This window comes from Streptobacillus felis (assembly GCF_001559775.1).
GTDB classification, from domain to species: Bacteria; Fusobacteriota; Fusobacteriia; order Fusobacteriales; family Leptotrichiaceae; genus Streptobacillus; species Streptobacillus felis.
On the sequence record NZ_LOHX01000289.1, the window covers coordinates 16,002 to 33,664 of the forward strand.

The 17,663-nt window shown below is 26.9% G+C and carries 15 protein-coding genes and 1 pseudogene; 14 read left to right on the forward strand and 2 right to left on the reverse strand.

Translation table 11 applies throughout. From position 1 onward, the window contains the following. The first annotated feature begins 3 nt into the window (after positions 1 to 3). From AYC60_RS05355 to AYC60_RS05390, 8 genes are all read left to right on the forward strand, one after another. The gene (locus tag AYC60_RS05355) at positions 4 to 3,177 is read left to right on the forward strand and encodes a DNA polymerase III subunit alpha (protein ID WP_067322115.1); all 3,174 of its coding nucleotides are present in this window, start codon (positions 4 to 6) and stop codon (positions 3,175 to 3,177) included. A 54-nt stretch (positions 3,178 to 3,231) separates the two neighbouring features. After that, the gene (locus AYC60_RS05360) at positions 3,232 to 3,603 is read left to right on the forward strand and encodes an Asp23/Gls24 family envelope stress response protein (RefSeq protein WP_067322118.1); all 372 of its coding nucleotides are present in this window, start codon (positions 3,232 to 3,234) and stop codon (positions 3,601 to 3,603) included. After that, on the forward strand, positions 3,596 to 4,186 hold the full coding sequence (locus AYC60_RS05365) for an Asp23/Gls24 family envelope stress response protein (RefSeq protein ID WP_067322126.1): 591 nt from the start codon (positions 3,596 to 3,598) through the stop codon (positions 4,184 to 4,186). Before AYC60_RS05360 ends, AYC60_RS05365 begins: the two co-directional genes overlap by 8 nt. Positions 4,187 to 4,200: 14 nt before the next feature. Beyond that, positions 4,201 to 4,602: a transcription antitermination factor NusB gene (nusB, locus tag AYC60_RS05370; RefSeq protein WP_067322129.1), complete on the forward strand. Its 402-nt coding sequence runs from the start codon at positions 4,201 to 4,203 to the stop codon at positions 4,600 to 4,602. 43 nt (positions 4,603 to 4,645) lie between these two features. Next, entirely contained in the window at positions 4,646 to 6,007 is a 1,362-nt protein-coding gene (gene trkA / locus AYC60_RS05375; protein ID WP_067322132.1) for a Trk system potassium transporter TrkA, read from the forward strand. Beyond that, on the forward strand, positions 6,007 to 7,464 hold the full coding sequence (locus tag AYC60_RS05380; protein WP_067322134.1) for a TrkH family potassium uptake protein: 1,458 nt from the start codon (positions 6,007 to 6,009) through the stop codon (positions 7,462 to 7,464). Before trkA ends, AYC60_RS05380 begins: the two co-directional genes overlap by 1 nt. Before the next feature lie 97 nt (positions 7,465 to 7,561). Beyond that, positions 7,562 to 8,863, forward strand: coding sequence for a branched-chain amino acid transport system II carrier protein (brnQ, locus tag AYC60_RS05385; RefSeq protein ID WP_067322137.1), 1,302 nt, complete (start codon positions 7,562 to 7,564; stop codon positions 8,861 to 8,863). Then, on the forward strand, positions 8,856 to 9,557 hold the full coding sequence (locus AYC60_RS05390) for a DNA alkylation repair protein (RefSeq protein ID WP_067322140.1): 702 nt from the start codon (positions 8,856 to 8,858) through the stop codon (positions 9,555 to 9,557). The genes brnQ and AYC60_RS05390 overlap by 8 nt, the downstream gene beginning before the upstream one ends. A gap of 12 nt (positions 9,558 to 9,569) precedes the next feature. Here AYC60_RS05390 and AYC60_RS05395 read toward each other — a convergent pair whose 3' ends face one another. Continuing rightward, positions 9,570 to 10,073, reverse strand: coding sequence for a hypothetical protein (locus AYC60_RS05395; RefSeq protein ID WP_067322143.1), 504 nt, complete (start codon positions 10,071 to 10,073; stop codon positions 9,570 to 9,572). A gap of 104 nt (positions 10,074 to 10,177) precedes the next feature. Here AYC60_RS05395 and ylxM point away from each other — a divergent pair, with 104 nt between their 5' ends. From ylxM to AYC60_RS05415, 4 genes are read left to right on the forward strand one after another with little or no spacing between them, the layout of a single operon-like run. After that, on the forward strand, positions 10,178 to 10,504 hold the full coding sequence (gene ylxM / locus AYC60_RS05400) for a YlxM family DNA-binding protein (RefSeq protein WP_067322152.1): 327 nt from the start codon (positions 10,178 to 10,180) through the stop codon (positions 10,502 to 10,504). Continuing rightward, positions 10,504 to 11,835 carry a signal recognition particle protein gene (ffh, locus tag AYC60_RS05405; RefSeq protein WP_067322146.1) on the forward strand — a complete coding sequence of 444 codons (1,332 nt, stop codon included), beginning with the start codon at positions 10,504 to 10,506 and terminating at the stop codon, positions 11,833 to 11,835. The genes ylxM and ffh overlap by 1 nt, the downstream gene beginning before the upstream one ends. A 29-nt stretch (positions 11,836 to 11,864) precedes the next feature. Beyond that, positions 11,865 to 14,345, forward strand: a complete 2,481-nt coding sequence (locus AYC60_RS05410; protein WP_067322148.1) for an AMP-binding protein — start codon at positions 11,865 to 11,867, stop codon at positions 14,343 to 14,345. Between the two features lie 49 nt (positions 14,346 to 14,394). Continuing rightward, a complete protein-coding gene (locus AYC60_RS05415) occupies positions 14,395 to 16,884 on the forward strand; it encodes an AMP-binding protein (RefSeq protein WP_067322150.1) in 2,490 nt (829 codons plus the stop codon). Between the two features lie 101 nt (positions 16,885 to 16,985). On the opposite strand, the gene AYC60_RS08670 is transcribed toward AYC60_RS05415, so the two are convergent. Then, positions 16,986 to 17,141 (reverse strand): hypothetical protein, encoded by a 156-nt coding sequence (locus tag AYC60_RS08670; protein ID WP_156447685.1) that lies wholly within the window; start codon positions 17,139 to 17,141, stop codon positions 16,986 to 16,988. On the opposite strand from AYC60_RS08670, the gene AYC60_RS09630 reads away from it, so the two are divergent. Together AYC60_RS09630 and AYC60_RS05420 are read left to right on the forward strand one after the other, a co-directional pair. Beyond that, positions 17,080 to 17,370: a two-partner secretion domain-containing protein gene (locus AYC60_RS09630; RefSeq protein ID WP_082762578.1), complete on the forward strand. Its 291-nt coding sequence runs from the start codon at positions 17,080 to 17,082 to the stop codon at positions 17,368 to 17,370. The genes AYC60_RS08670 and AYC60_RS09630 overlap by 62 nt on opposite strands. Then, positions 17,367 to 17,663, forward strand: a pseudogene (locus AYC60_RS05420) (Imm49 family immunity protein); the annotation flags it as partial. The gene AYC60_RS09630 and the pseudogene AYC60_RS05420, both read left to right, overlap by 4 nt.

Below are 17,663 nucleotides of genomic sequence, written 5' to 3' on the forward strand. Positions count from 1 at the left end.
GACATGTTAAGAAGAGTACATACAGATTACTCCTTATTAGAAGGTGTAGCTTCAATAGAAGAATATATTAATAAGGCTAAATTACTTAATGTTAAGGAATTAGCAATTACTGATTTTAGCATGTTTTCTGCACTCAAGTTCTATAATCTTTGTAAGAGAAATAATATTAAACCTATAATAGGTTTAGAAATATATATAAAAGGGGTAATAGATGAGGATAATTACTATACTCTTACATTACTTGCTAAAAATTCCCAAGGTGTTAAGGATATTTACCAATTATCAACAATAAGCTATGAAAGAAGTGAATATGGCAATAATTACATACTACTAACTGACTTATTAGAACATAGTTCAAACATATATATATTAACAGGTGGTATAAAGTCAGAATTAGTTTCTTACATTCTTAAAAATGACTATAATAGAAGTAAAATGTTATTAGAAAAACTAAAAGAAGAAATGGATATAATATTAGAAATACCAACTTTTTCTATGCATGAATTTCAAAAAATAATCTTTGATAGACTTGTAGAAGAATTAAAATTAAAAAAAATAGTAGTAAATGAAATATATTATCTAGAAAAAGAAGATAAAATACTACAAAAAATATTTGCTGCTATTAAGGAGAATAGGACTTTAAAAACAGTCCAAAATGATATTAAACAAGATGGTTTTCACTTTTTAGAAAACAATTTAGATGATGAAAATATCTTAGATATAGACATAGATATAGATGATGCAAATGTAGATTTTCCAACTATAGAAATACCTGATGGACTAACTGAAAGAGAATATATTGAAAGCATAATAGAGAACAATATTAAAACAAAATATACAAATATCACAGAAGAAATCAGAGATAGAATTAAATATGAGTTAAATGTAATAGATAAAATGGGATATATTAAGTACTTTTTAATAGTACAAGATTTCATAAAATATGCCAAAGAAAATGATATTTTTGTTGGACCTGGAAGGGGTTCAGCAGCTGGTTCTATAATATCTTACCTATTAGGAATTACAGAGGTAGATCCTATAAAATATGGTTTGATATTTGAAAGATTTTTAAATCCAGAAAGAATATCTATGCCAGATATAGATGTGGATATAGAACAAGAAAGAAGAATGGATTTAATAGAATATATTAAACATAGATATGGTAGTAGAAATGTAAGCCAAATTATTACATTTTCAACATTTAAACCAACACTTGCTTTAAAAGATTTAGCTAGGGTTTTTGAAATACCCGAAAAAAATATTAGAAAGTTACTAGATGAATCTAAAAATATGAATTTAGATGATTTAAAAGATGAAAGAGATATGGTTAAGACCCTAATATCCTTTGCAAAAAGAATAGAAGGTAAATTAAAAAATAGTTCAACACATGCAGCTGGGGTAATAATTACCAAAAATGATATGAGAGAAAATCTCCCTTTAATATATGAGCCGTATACTAAAGATTATCAAATACAATTTGAAGCTAATATATTAGAGGCTTTAGGTTATTTAAAAATGGATGTACTAGGGTTAAAAAATTTAAATGTAGTAAAAAATGTAGTTAAAAGAATAGGTGAGGATATAGATATATATAATCTTCCTGAATGTAAAGAAGCATTTGATTTATTAAATAATGGTAACAATACAGGTATATTTCAATGTGAATCAGACGGTATAACTAAACTTGCAATGAAACTAAAAATACATTCATTAGAAGATATAGCTTTGTTACTTGCACTATATAGACCAGGGCCTTTAGAAAGTGGATTAATACCTAGTTTAATAGAAGCTAAGAATAATAAAAATATAAAAATAAGGTATATGGATTCGAGTTTAGAAGAAATACTTGCACCTACCTATGGAGTATTAGTATATCAAGAACAAATTATGCAAATTGCCCAAAAAATTGCGGGCTATTCATTAGCTAAAGCTGATGAATTAAGAAAGGCTATAGGTAAAAAGAATGTAGAACTACTTAAAAAAAATAGGGAAGACTTTATTAAAAATGCAAATATTTCTAAAAATAAGGCAGAAGAAATATATGATTTAATAGATAAGTTTGGAAACTATGGATTTAATAAAGCACATGCTATTAGTTATGCAAACATTACCTATCAAACAGCATATTTAAAGGCAAAATATCCTAAAGAATTTTTTGCTAGTCTATTAACAACTGAATTAAAGGTTGAAAGTAAATTATTACGTAGTTATTCAGAAATGTTAAAGATGAATATGGAAATGTATCCACCTAGTATAAATAAATCTACAGTAGGTTTCTTACCTGTAGAAAATGGTATTAGAATACCTTTAAGTGCTCTTAAAGAAATGTCTGAAAAAACAGCAACGGATATAGTTGCTGAAAGAGAAAAAAATGGGGACTTTAAAGATATATTTGACTTTATACAAAGATGTAGATTTTTAAATAAGAGCAATTTAGAAGGTTTAATTTACTCTGGTGTATTTGATGAATTTAATCTAAAAAGAAAAGAATTAATAGCTAATTTACCTGAAATAATAAAATGGGTAGATAAAAAAATAAAGGCGGAAACAGACATCTATTCAACCCTATTTTTAAATGTTAATTTAGAAATTGAAGAATATAAATGGATAAAAACAGATGAATATAGTATAGAGGAAATAATAAAACTTGAAAAAGAATTTGTGAAATTAAGTTTGAAAACAGCACAAATACTAAAAAATGAAAATATATTTAATATATTCAAATCTAAATCATATACTATAGGGTATATAGAAAGTGAAACATCTAGAGTTACTAAAAAGAATGAACTGATGAATACAGCCAGTATATTTACTTTAGATGGTAACAAAGATTATCTAATATTCCCTAAAGAGTATATGAAATTTTCAAGACTTATAAAAAAAGGCAATATTATTTGCTTTAAAAAAACACATTTAGAAAAAGATAGATATAATATTATAGACTGTTTTGCTATTGATGAATTTTCGAGATATAATATTAGTGTAATGATAGATGAAGATTTTGAGTTTAAAGAAGAATTTAAACAATACATATTAGAAAATAGAGGAGATCAAGATATTAATATATATTTTGAAAACAAAAAGACTGTAAGGCATATAAATTTAAATAGAGAATTTATTGAAAAGATGATAAGCCTTCTAGGTAAGAATAAGGTTAAATTACAAATAAAAACTTGAATTAAACATACTCAATTGATATAATAAGATATAAGAAAAAATAGGAGGAATATTATGAATAATTTTGGTAGAATAGAAATATCTCCGAATGTAATTACGGATATAGTTTTAGAAAGTGTTTCAGAAGTTGATGGGGTAGTTGGAATCTCAGATAAAACAAGCAAAGTTGAAGGAATAAATATACTTAAAAACTTAACTAAATTGGGGAATGTAAAATTTGTTGATGTAGAACTTGGAGAAACAGAATGTGTTATAGATCTAGGTATAGTTGTTGAATTTGGTAAAAATATAGTTCAAGTTGTAGCAAACTTCCAAGAAGTAGTTAAAAAAAATGTGGAAAAATTGACTAATATAAAAGTAAATGAAGTAAACGTAAAAGTAACTAATATAGTTAAAACAGTAAAAGAGGAGGAAGGCAATGTTTAGATTTTTAGTAGGATTAATTAAAGCAATTTTCTTTGCAGCATTAATATTATCAGGATATGTTGCTATTTCAGATACTTTCTTTTATACAAATTACTTTGAGTTAGTAACTCCGTATTTAGGATATTTAAAATTTGTAGGATTTATAGCCATAGGTTATTTAGCTATATTATTCTTATCATATGTAGAAAAACTATTTAAAAAACCAAAAGTAGTTAAATCACAAGGAAAATCAGGGAAAGTAGAAGTTGATTTAAATACTATTAATGAAATATCAAAAGTTTTCTTAGAACAAAAACCTTTAATAAAATCAGCTAAAGTTGCATCTCATTCATATTTTTCAAAAATATTGATAAATGCAAGTGTTGAAACATATAATATAGAAAATTTAAATGATAGATTAGCAACATTACAAAATGAATTAAAAGAATATGTTGTACTTATGACAGGTGTTGTAGTTAAAGATGTAAGCTTAAAAATAGTAAAAATTAATCAAGAAAAAATATTTGATACAGTTACAGTAGAAGATGTAACATTAAATAAATTAAGTGATGATGAAATAGTTGAAACTACACCTGAATTTTAGGAACGGAGAAGAAAATGACTCAAAGAGAAGTAAGAGATGAAATATTTAAAATACTATTTGAACATGAAGTTGTTGGTAGTAATATCTCAGATAGAAAATTAGAAGTTCTTGAAACTTTAAAAATGAGTAAAGCGAAAAAAGAATTTTTTGAAAACTACTTAGATAATTTTATGTTAAATGAAGAAGAAATAGTTAAAAAAATAAGTGAAAGAGTTAAAGGATGGACTTTTTCAAGACTTGCAACTCCAGAAAAAGTAATATTAAAAATGTCTTTTTATGAAATATTAGTAGAAAAAATAGGACATGAAATAGTTATTAATGAAGCAGTAGAACTTGCTAAAACTTATGGAGATGAAAATACTAAAGGTTTCATAAATGGAATATTAGGAGATTTAATTAGAAATATAGAAAATTAATAAAAACTGCACCTAGGTGCAGTTTTAACTTAAAGGAGTATTAATGAAAGTTATTGTTGTAGGTAATGGTAATGTTGGAAATTCGTTAATAGAACAGCTACAATCTGAAGGACATGATATTACAGTAATAGATAAGAAGATATCAAATCTAGAAGATTTAAATAATAAGTCTGATGTTTTATGTATTAATGGAGATGGGATTAATGAAGCTGTATTAACTGAAGCTGGAGTAAAGGATTCTGATTTACTTATTGCAGTTACATCTAGTGATGAATTAAACATAGTTTGTTGTATGTTGTCTAAAAGGCTAGGAGTTAAAAATGTTGTTGCAAGAATAAGAGGAAAAGAATATGCAAAACAAAGAGACTTTATTAAAAGAAATCTTAATATAGATTATGCTATAAATCCAGAACTTAGAACTGCAAATGAAATAGCTAATCAATTTAAGTTTATAGGTAATTTTAAAATAGATACCTTATCTAAAGGATTGGTAGATGTACTATCTTTTAGAATAGAAGAAGGTAATAAATTAATAGATTTAAAACTTTCTGAGATATATAAGAACTATTCTATAAAGATGTTAGTATGCGCAGTAGAGAGAGAAAATGAAGTATTTGTACCTAGTGGAGATTTTAAACTTGAAAAAGGTGATATGTTACACTTAATATCAAGTAATAAAGAAATACCTAAAATTGTAGGAATAATAGACAGTTCAGAACAAATTACTAGCAATGTAGTTATTGTTGGTGGAGGTAAGATATCATATTACTTATGTAATGAATTAATAAAAATGGGATTAGATATTAAGGTTATAGATTCAGATATACATGTATGTGAGGAATTAGCAGAACTTTTACCTCAGGTTACAATAATTTGTGGAGATGCTACAAATCAAACATTACTTGAAGAAGAAGGAATATTAAATACTGATGCCTTTGTTTCATTAACAGGTAATGATGAAATAAATATTATACTTTCACTTTATGCTAAAACACAAAATATTAATAAGGTAATTACTAAGGTGAATCAACCTACGTATTTACAGTTAGTTAAAAAAATTGGTTTAGATAATGTATTTACACCTAGAGATGTAATTACAGGTAGTATATTAAAATATGTAAGATCTATAAAAAATAAAGGACAAATTTCTGCAGATTCTGTTCATAGAATAGTTTCAAATAAGGTAGAGGCCTTAGAATTTAAAATAAATGAAACATTTAACTACACTGATATACCTTTAAAAGACTTAAAACTTGAAAAAGGTATAATAATAGCTGGGGTAGTTAGAGATGGTCAGTTCATAATAGCTGATGGAAATCTTTCATTAAAGCATTTTGATACTATAATAGTCATAGCAATTAAAAAGAGAATAACTAATCTAAATGATATTTTAGGTGGTAATTAATGAATAAAAAATTTATGATAAATATAATATCAAAAATAGTAATGATAGAAGGAATATTACTGATATTACCAGCGTTAGTTGGTTTTTACTATAAAGAAAAAGATGCCTTTTTATTCTTAGCTCTTTCTATAATAGTAACTCTAGTTACCTTCCTTTTGTCTAAAATAAAGCCTGAGCATCATAAATTCTATACAAAGGAAAGTCTATTAATAATTTCATTTATTTGGATACTTTGGTCACTAATAGGAGCAATACCCCTTTATGTATTGTCATATACACCTAAGTATATAGATGCTTTTTTTGAGATTGTTTCAGGATTCACTACAACTGGATCTACAATATTAACGGATATAGAAGTATTATCTAAATCTATGCTATTTTGGAGATCTTTTACTCACTGGATAGGAGGTATGGGAGTTCTAGTGTTCGTACTTGCAGTAATTCCTTTAACTGATGGAAGTGCTATGCATTTATTAAGAGCAGAAGTTCCAGGGCCTACTGTAGGAAAGTTAGTGCCTAAGGCTAAAAAAACAGCTATGATACTATATGGAATTTACTTTATGCTTACTTTAGTAGAGGTAATATTACTAATGCTAGGTAAGATGAGCCTATATGAAGCAATGCTTCATGCCTTCTCAACAGCTGGTACAGGTGGATTTTCAACAAGAAATGCATCTATTGCGGCCTTTAACAGTGCATATATAGAATATGTAATGTCGATATTTATGCTTTTATTTGGTATAAACTTTAATATATATTTCTACTTATTAATTAGAAACTTTACCTATGTATTTAAAAATGAAGAATTAAGATACTATATAGGAATAATAATATTTGCGGTAGCAACTATTACCTTCAATATTAAAAACAGTTTTGATACTATAGAACAAGCTTTTAGAGCAGCCCTATTCCAGGTTAGTGCAATAATAACTACTACAGGATTTGTTACACAGGATTTCAATTTATGGCCTAGCTATAGTAAGATATTATTAGTTCTATTAATGATAATGGGAGCTTGTGCAGGTTCTACAGGTGGAGGAATAAAAGTATCAAGAGTATTGATACTATTTAAAGAAATAAAGCTATCTATTAAAAAGCTAATTAATCCAAGAATAGTTAATCTTTTAAGTATAGATAATAAGAAAATAGAATTAGATGTAAGACATGGAACTTTAATATTCATAATACTTTATTGTTTAATATGCGTATTATCAATAATGCTAATATCTTTAAACAATTTTGATTTTGAAACTACAGTAACTGCTGTACTAACTACATTAGGTAATACAGGACCAGGACTTGGTGCAGTAGGACCAGTTGAAAATTTTGCAAAGTTTTCATCTTTTTCAAAAATTATACTAAGTATAAATATGTTAGTAGGAAGATTAGAAATATTGCCAGTAGTATTTTTATTCTCACCTAGTATTTGGAAGAGTGTTAGAAGTTCTAACAAATAGGCAGTAAATCATTTGATTTACTGTTTTTTTCCAAACAAAAAAACATTGACCAAATTATTTAATTTTTGTATAATAACAAAATAAGAAAGGAGAGTTTATGAAGAGTTTATCAAAAAAAGATTTTAGATATATAAGTATAATGATTTTTGGGCTGTATTTTGGAGCAGGAAATTTAATTTTTCCACCATTTTTAGGCAAGGAGGCAGGGACAAATTCAATAATAGCATTACTATTTTTCTCAATAACAGCAATAATTTTCCCTATCTTAGGAGTTATAGCCATTTCTAAATTTGGAGATATAAATAAGTTTTCTAATATGGTAGGACCATTATTTACATTAATATTTACAACATCTATATATTTAACTATAGGGCCTGGACTTGCCATACCAAGAAATGGGTCACTTTCATTTGAAATTGCAATACTACCATATATTTCGAATATAAATGACATAGTAATATATAGACTAATATATACCATAATATTTTTCTCTATAGTATATTATTTATCTATGAATCCTAAAAAAATAGTAACAACTTTAGGTAAAATACTTACGCCAACATTATTATTACTTATACTAATAATGTTTTTAGGAGTAGTATTTAAACCACTTAATCTTACATCTCCTATAGGAGATTATGCCACAGGTCCTTCTGTAAAGGGATTTCTTCAGGGATATAATACTATGGATGCTCTTGCAGGTTTAAACTTTGGTATTACTATAGCATTTTCAATAAAGAGCTTAGGTATAAAAGATGAAAAAAAAATTACCAAAATAACGACACAAACAGGTATAGTAGCAGGATTTATACTATTTATAGTTTATTCTATGCTTACATATATAGGTGCATCAACAGCAGGAATTTTTCCTGATACAAAAACAGGAGCAGATATATTAGTAAATGTAATAAAAATGAATTATGGAATAATTGGAACATTGATTTTAGGAGCTATTTTTTTTATAGCTTGTTTATCAGTTAGTGTTGGTTTAATAACATCTATAGGTCAGTATTTTCATCACACTTATCCTAAGATTTCATATAGAAAATGGGCAATACTATATATTTTAATATCATTTGCTTTAGCTAACTTTGGATTACAAACTATATTAAAAATATCTATACCAATACTTTTATCTATATATCCTGTTTCTTTAGTTTTAATATTACTTGGTCTATTTTCAAGTTACTTTGATAATTCAAGACTAGTATTTAAGATTACTATATATATAACAGCTATCTTTAGTATAGGGATGGTATTAAACGGATATGTTAACCATATATTAGACCCAATATTTTCTTACCTTCCTTTCTATAAAGTAGACTTAGGATGGATAGTTCCTACTTTAATTGCATTTTTACTAAGCTTACTTATTCATAAGGTTAAAAAAAATGGATAAAATTAAAAGTTTTCTTTTTTCTAAACAAGAAGAAAAATACAAAGAATTTACCAAAAAATTAAATCCTACATTAGATGAAGATAAAATAATTGGAGTAAGAGTACCTGAACTTAGAAAATATGCTAAGGAAATATATAAAGAAGACAGAGAATATGTAGAAGAATATTTAGAAAAACTTCCACATAAATATCTAGAGGAATATCAAATTCATATGTATTTACTTGATAATGAAAAGGATATTAATATCTTAATAGATAAAACAGAAAAAGTATTAAAATACATAGATAATTGGCCAATTTGTGATATAGGGATGGGGAAGATATCTAAAAAATATCCAGAAATAGTAGAAAAAAAGATATTTGATTGGTTAAAATCAGATCATACTTTCACTGTTAGATTTGCCATAGTAGTATTAATTACTAATTTCATCAAACAAAATTTTAAAATAGAGCATATAAAAAGACTATCTAAAATAAAAAGAGATGAATACTATATTAACATTGCTATAGCTTGGTACTTTGCAGAATGTTATTCTAAACATGAAGAAGAGGTGTTAATATGTTTAGAAAACAAAGAAATAGAGAATGTCTGGGTACATAACAAGACTATACAGAAAATAAGAGAAAGTTTAAAGGTAGAAAAAGGCAAAAAAGAATATTTAAAAACATTAAAAATTGGAGCTATAAAAAAATAGCTCCAAATTTAATTAAAAAGTATATCCAGCCTGTATACCAAAATTACCCTTACCATATCCAACATATGCTCCAATATTGTATCTTTCATTAACTTTAATTCCACCAGATACTAATCCAAGACCATCAAATACAGCATTTTTTTCACCGTTACTAGATACATCAGATCCCCCACCTATACCGGCTTCAGCTCCAACAAAACCTGATATTTTTTCAGTAATTTTAAAGTTTACATGAACTTCAGCACCTATTAAAGCTCTAACTTTTGCTCCAGAATAATACATTTTCTTGATTTGTGGTCCTGCAACTACAGTAAATTTAGGTCCAAAGGCCACATTAATATCATGTCTAATTTCACTTCTCCATTCAGGTAAAATTGCAACATTTAATGGTAATATAACTTCATCAGCCTTTCCAACACCAACTCCACCTTCAACTTTAACTCTAGGACCTTCTACATAGGCACCAAAAGATGAAACGCTTACTAATAATGATAATGTTAATAAAAATTTTTTCATAATATATATTCCTTTCTCTTTTTTATTATTATACCACAGCAAAGCTATTAAATCAAAAACACTTAATTGTTGTAAAAAAACGGTAAATAGTGTAAAATATGTGTATGAAAGAAATAGAAGAATATATAAAGTACTCAATACTATTCATATATTACAAGGAACTTTTTTCTGATAAACAGAAAAAGTACTTATCTGCATATTTAGAGGAGGATAATTCATTAACAGAAATAGCAGAAGCTTTTAATGTAAGTAGACAGGCAGTTTTCGATAACATTAAAAGAGGATGTAAACAGCTAGATAAATATGAAAGTTTACTTGGAGTTATGGAAAGAGAAGAGAATATAATAATTAATTTGAAATGGTTAAGAGATAATTTCTCAAAAGAAAATTTAGATAAAATGATTAGAGAATACGAAGAAGGTGTAAATTAATGTTTAAAGGCTTAAGTGATAAATTACAGGAAACTTTTAAAAAGTTATCTGGTCAAAGTAAGATTACAGAAAGTAATATTACTGAGGCATTAAGAGAAGTAAGACTTGCTTTACTTGAAGCAGATGTTAACTACACAGTAGTTAAGAACTTTGTTTCAAGAATTAAAGAAAAAGCACAAGGACAAGAAGTAATTAAAGGAGTAAATCCAAGACAACAATTTATAAAAATAATAAATGATGAATTAGTAGAAGTTTTAGGTGGTCAAAATACTGCCTTAAATAAAGCTCAGAGTAAACCAACTATAATTATGTTAGCAGGTTTACAAGGGGCAGGTAAAACTACCTTTGCAGGTAAATTATCAAAATTACTAAAAAAAGAAAAAGCAAAACCATTTTTAATAGGAGCTGACGTATATAGACCTGCAGCTAAAAAACAATTAATGGTACTTGCAAATCAAATAGGAGTTCCTTTCTATACTATAGAAGATAGTCAAAATGTATTAGAAATAGTTGAAAATGGATTATTAGAAGCAAAAAAAGAATCAGCAGACTATGTATTAATAGATACTGCAGGTAGATTACATATAGATGAAAATCTTATGAAGGAATTACAGGATGTTAAAGCTAAAGTAAATCCAACAGAAATACTATTAGTAGTAGATGGTATGACAGGACAAGATGCTGTAAATGTTGCAAAGACATTTAATGATAGTTTAGATATTACAGGAGTAGTTGTAACTAAACTTGATGGAGATACACGTGGAGGAGCTGCTCTTTCTATTAAAGAAATATCAGGTAAACCTATTAAATATATTTCTGAAGGTGAAAAACTTGATGATATATCAGTTTTCCATCCTGAAAGACTTGCAAGTAGAATACTTGGTATGGGAGATGTAGTTTCTTTGGTTGAAAAAGCTAAAGACGCTATAGATGAAAAAGAAGCACGTGAAATGGAAGCAAAATTTAGAAAAAATCAATTTGATTTTGAAGACTTCCTAAAACAATTCAAAATGATTAAAAGAATGGGATCATTAGGTGGAATACTAAAAATGTTACCAGGTATGGGTGCCATAGGTGAAATAGACTTAAATGGTGCAGAAAAAGAAATGAAAAAAGTAGAAGCAATAATATATTCTATGACACTAGAGGAAAGAAGAAATCCTAACTTATTAAAAGTTGGAAGTAGAAAAGTTAGAATTGCTAAAGGATCTGGTACTGATGTAACACAGGTTAATAAATTACTTAAGCAATTTGAACAAATGAAACAAATGATGAAAATGTTTAATTCTGGTAACATACCAGGATTTGGGCAAATAGGTAGAAAAAGATAATTTGCCAAATTATTTAGGAGGAGTTATATATGTTCTTACAGAAATCAGATAGATTGGCTTTAGTCGATTCTAAAGGAAATAAAGTAAGTCATAGTAAATTGGTTGATAATGTTAAATATTTTTCAAAATTTGTAGTAAAAGATACAAAAAATATACAAAATTTTAATATTATAATGATGGAAAATAGAAAGGAATGGGTATATACTTTCTATGCAATTTGGGATAAAAAGAATATCCCATTAGTAATAGATTCAGAATCTAGTATAGATGAAATAATATATTTCATCAAAGATTCGGATGCAACCAGTATCTATGTTTCTAATAAAAGCTATGGTAAGGCTAAAGAAGCAATAGATATTTTGAATAAAGAGATGACAATAGTAAATATTGATAGTGTAGTTATAGATGAAAATAAACTAAATGAGCTCTCTAGGGATGATAGTATTTTAAAACATCCAGAAGGAGAAGAATTAGCTATAATGCTATATACTTCTGGTACTACAGGAAATCCTAAAGGAGTAATGTTAACTTTTAATAATATAGAAGCTCAGATAGAATCTATAAAATCATTAATGATAACAGAAGAAAATGAACAGGTACTGTGTGGACTACCTTTTCATCATATACTTCCATTAATGACTACCAACTTATTATTCATGCATTATAGCAATCAATTTTCTATGGTATTTATAGACAAGCTTTCAAGTCAAGATATTTTAAAAGCGTTAAAAGAAAATGATGTAACTATATTATCTATGGTTCCAAGGGTATATAAGATGTTTTATAGCTCAATAAAAAGTAAGATAGATTCTAAAGTTACAACAAAACACCTATTTAAACTAGTTCAAAGAGCCAATAATATTAGGTTTTCAAGAAGAGTATTTAAGAAAATTCATGAATTATTCGGTGGTAAATTAACTAGGGTAATATCAGGTGGAGCTAAAACAGATAAAGAAATAGCAGATTTTTTCGATACTATAGGTATAGAATATTTTGAAGGCTATGGTTTAAGTGAAACTTCCCCGGTTATAGCATGTTCAACAACAAAACATGGGAAGAAAAATGGTACCGTAGGTAAAAAAGTAGATAATATAGAAGTTAAATTAGTAGATGAAGAACTTTGGGTAAAAGGGCCTATAGTTATGAAGGGATACTATAACAAACCTGAAGAAACTGCTAAAGTCATAACTGAGGATGGGTGGTTTAAAACAGGTGATTTAGCAGAAATAGATGAAGAAGGATACATAACTATTAAGGGTAGAAAAAACTCTATGATAGTTTTATCTAATGGGAAAAATATAGATCCTGAAAAACTTGAAGATAGATTATTAGAATATTCATATGAAATTATTAAAGAAGTAGGAATTTTTGCAAAAAATGACAAACTTGTAGCTTTAATAGTTATAGATAATAGAAAAGTAAAAGAAAAAAACATTACAAATATTAAATCATACATAGATGATGCAATATCTTTCTATAACGCTAAATCTCATGGTTATGAAAAGATATTGGAATATAAGATGACAGAAACGGAACTACCTAAAACACGTATAGGTAAGTTAAAAAGATTTATGTTAAAAGATATATATCTTGGACAAAATCAAAATGAAAAAAAGGAAAAAATAGAAGAACCAGATATGTTAGAATATAGGGTTCTTAAAGAATATATATATAATATGAAAAATGAATATCCAGAACCTGATATGAATTTAGAGATAGAGTTTGGTTTAGATTCATTAGATCAGGTAGAATTACTTTCTTTTATTGAAAGAAGTTTTGGAACAAAATTAACTGATGAGGAATTTAAAGAAAATATTAGTTTAATAAGTCTAGCTAAACTTGTTAAAAGTAAATCCGATAGTTTTGTAGAAACAAAGGATCAATGGAAAGATATAATAGAACACGCCCCTATCAAAAAACTTGACAGTGGTAAAGGTATTAGAATACTTAGACCTTTAGGATGGTTAATATTTAAGATATACTTTAGACTAAGTATTAAAGGTAAGGAAAATATATTAGATGAACCACAGATATTCATTGCTAATCATGCTAGTTTTATAGATGCTCTGGCACTAAATTTACTATTACCAAGAAAAGTAGCTAAAAAAACTTATTCTTTAGCTATAGATTGGTACTTTAAGAATAAATTGATGAAAAAATTTGCCAAAGAAACTAATGTAGTTTTATTAGATATTGATGGCAATATTAAAGAAAGTATTGAAGAAATTGCATCAATATTAAAACAAGGGAAGAATGTATTCATATTCCCAGAAGGTACAAGAACTAAAGATGGAACTTTATCATCATTTAAAAAAACTTTTGCTATAATCTCAAAAGAAATGAATGTAAAAGTAACTTGTTTAAAAATAGATGGAGCTTTTGAAGCTTATTCAAGATATGATAAATTTCCAAAACCTAAGAAAATAACAGTTAGTTATTTAGGTGTAGTTAATCCGGATAATTTAAGTTATGAGGAAATAGTTAGTAAATCAAGAGATATGTATAACTAGTTATATATATAGGGGGATTAAAATTTAAGAGGAAGAAAGGAAAAAGACAATGTTTTTAAATAAATCTGATAGACTTGCGATAGTAGATTTTGATGGTACAAAAATTAGTCATACACAATTAGTAAATACTATTAAATACTACTCGAAATATGTAGTTACTGAAAGGCCTCCAAAGACTTTTAGTGTAATAATGATGGAAAATAGAACAGAATGGTTCTATGCTTTTTATTCATTATGGGATAAACATTTAGTCCCTGTTACTGTTGACGCTATGTCAACTAAAGAAGAAGTAGAATACTTCTTAAATGACTCGGGTGCATCTTGTATGTATGTTTCTAAGAATACTTATGAAGTTGCAAAAGCAGCAGTAGATGCAACTGGGAGAGATATACAGATATTTAATGTTGATGATGTATCTATTGATAAAACTATTTTATCAGATATTGAAAGAGATGATAGAGTTCTTAATCATCCTGAAATGGACGAAGTAGCTATAATGCTATATACTTCAGGTACTACAGGAGCACCTAAAGGAGTAATGTTATCATTTGGAAACATTTATCATGAAATAAGAGCTATAAGAAGTTTAGATATTACATGGGATGATGAACAAACATTAGCGGTACTTCCATTCCATCATATATTACCACTTATGGCAACTAACCTTTACTATTTATATCATGAACATCAATATTCAGTTGTATTAGTAGAAAAGCTATCTAGCCAAAATATTTTAGCTGCACTTGCCAAGAATGATGTAACTATGTTATCTATGGTTCCAAGAGTATATAAATTATTCTATAAGTCTATTAAAGATACTATAGATTCAAAATGGATAACAAGAGCTATATATTCATTAGCTAAGAAATTAAATAATAAGAAATTTTCAAAATTTGTATTTAAGAAAGTACACGATAAATTTGGAGGAAAATTAAGAAGTTTAATTGCTGGAGGAGCTAAATCTGATGTTGAAATTATAGAATTTTTCAATGTATTAGGTTTTGATTATTGTGAAGGTTATGGTTTAACAGAAACATCACCAGTACTTGCTGGAGGAACTCCAAATCATGGATATAAGGTAGGGACAGTTGGACTACCAGTAGATAATGTTGAAGTTAAAGTAGTAGATGGAGAATTATGGGTTAAAGGGCCTATAGTTATGATGGGTTACTACAATAAACCTGAAAAAACAGCAGAAGTAATTACTGAAGATGGATGGTTCAAAACAGGAGATATGGTTGATGTTGATGACAATGGATACATTACTATAGTTGGACGTAAAAATGCCATGATAGTTTTATCTAATGGTAAAAATATAGATCCTGAAACATTAGAAATTAAATTTATGTCTTCAACTAACCCTATAATAAAAGAAGTTGGAATATTAGGTCATAATGATAAATTAGCAGCATTAATAGTAATAGATAGAAAAGAAGCTAAAAAATTAAATATTTCAAATATCAATGCACATATTAAAGATGCAGTTGAATTTTATAACGGCTCTGTTCATAATTATGAAAAAATATTAGATTACAAAGTTACAGAAGAAGAATTGCCTAAAACACGTATAGGAAAAGTAAGAAGATTTATGTTAAAAGATGTATATTCTGGAGAAGCTAAGGTTGAGAAAAAAGAAGTAGTAAATGAGCCTGATAGTGAAGAATACAGAATACTTAAAGAATATATCTATAAAATGAAGGGAGAATATCCTGAAGTAGATAAAAATCTAGAGGTTGAATTTGGTCTAGATTCATTAGATCAAGTTGAATTACTTACATTTATTGAAAATAGCTTTGGTATAAAAATGTCAGAGGATGAGTTTAAAGAAAACCTAACATTAATAGGATTAACTAAATATATTTCTGAAAAATCATCAGGATATACAGAAATGACAGATCAATGGAAAGAAGTAGTACAAAATGCTCCTAAAACAGAGTTAAAAGATGGTTGGTTAATGTTATTACTTAAACCTTTATTCTTCCTATTATTCAAACTATACTTTAGAATAGATATTAAAGGTATGGATAAGATTAATAAAGAACAACAAATATTTATAGCAAATCATGAAAGTTTTGTAGATGGATTAGCACTTAGCTTATTAATACCTAATGATGTATTTGAGAAAACATATACTTTAGCTATAAATTGGTATTTCAAGAATGCATTTATGAAATTCTTTGCTAAACACAGTAATATACTATTATTAGACATAGATAGAAATATTAAAGGTACTATAGAAAATGTAGCTTCTGCTTTAAAACAAGGGAAGAATATATTCATATTCCCTGAAGGAACAAGAACTAAAGATGGTAAATTAGGTCAATTTAAGAAAATATTTGCTATCTTATCAAAAGAATTAAATATACCAGTAACTTGTTTAAAAATAGATGGAGCTTTTGAAGCTTACTCTAGATACGACAAATTACCTAAACCTAGAAAAATAGGTGTTAAATATTTAGGACAAATAAGACCTGGAGATTTATCTTATACAGAAATACTAGAAAAAGCACAAAATATGTATAAAGAAGACGAGAAATAATATTAAAGCCTGAAGTATTTAGAAAGAACATGTTCTTTTTACTTCGGGCTTTAATTATATTAGAATAATTTGACAAAAGTACAAAAAAATGATAGTATTAGTTAATTTAATAACACACAGGAGGAATTTGATAAGAAACACGCATTAAAACTAACTTTTCTAACATTTTTAACTACATTTTTTTCATATGCAAACATAACAGTAGATGGAAAAACAAATGTATATGTAGAAAAGAGTAATAATGGTGTAGATATCATAAATATTTCAACTCCAAGTCCTAAAGGTGTAAGTCATTCAACCTTTAAAGAATTTAATGTAAGTGAAAAAGGTGCTGTAATAAATAATGCAAAAAATATTGCAAGAAGTAGAATAGCTGGATTAATAAATGGAAATAATAATATAAAAGACACAAGAGCAAAACTTGCACTTCTAGATGTAACAGGATTAGAAGAAAGTAAACTAAAATTAAATAGAGGTCTAAAATGATAGTAACTAAAAAAATTAAAGAAGAAAGAGTTGATCTAGTAATAGATAATTTAAATTCATCGGTTGAAAGCGAAAAAGAAACATTAGAATACATATTGAAAAAAAATGGAAATCCTTTAATATGTATGAAATTTATTGGAGATATTTTTAGCTTTAGAGCTTCAAAAAATTTACTTTTTGAAAAAGAACTTGAAAAATTTAAACAAGACATGTATATATATGGGAAATTATGTATAATGGGTAGTGGTTCAAGATGTATAATTGGTAGTAGTGGATTTATAGAATTTTGTGAA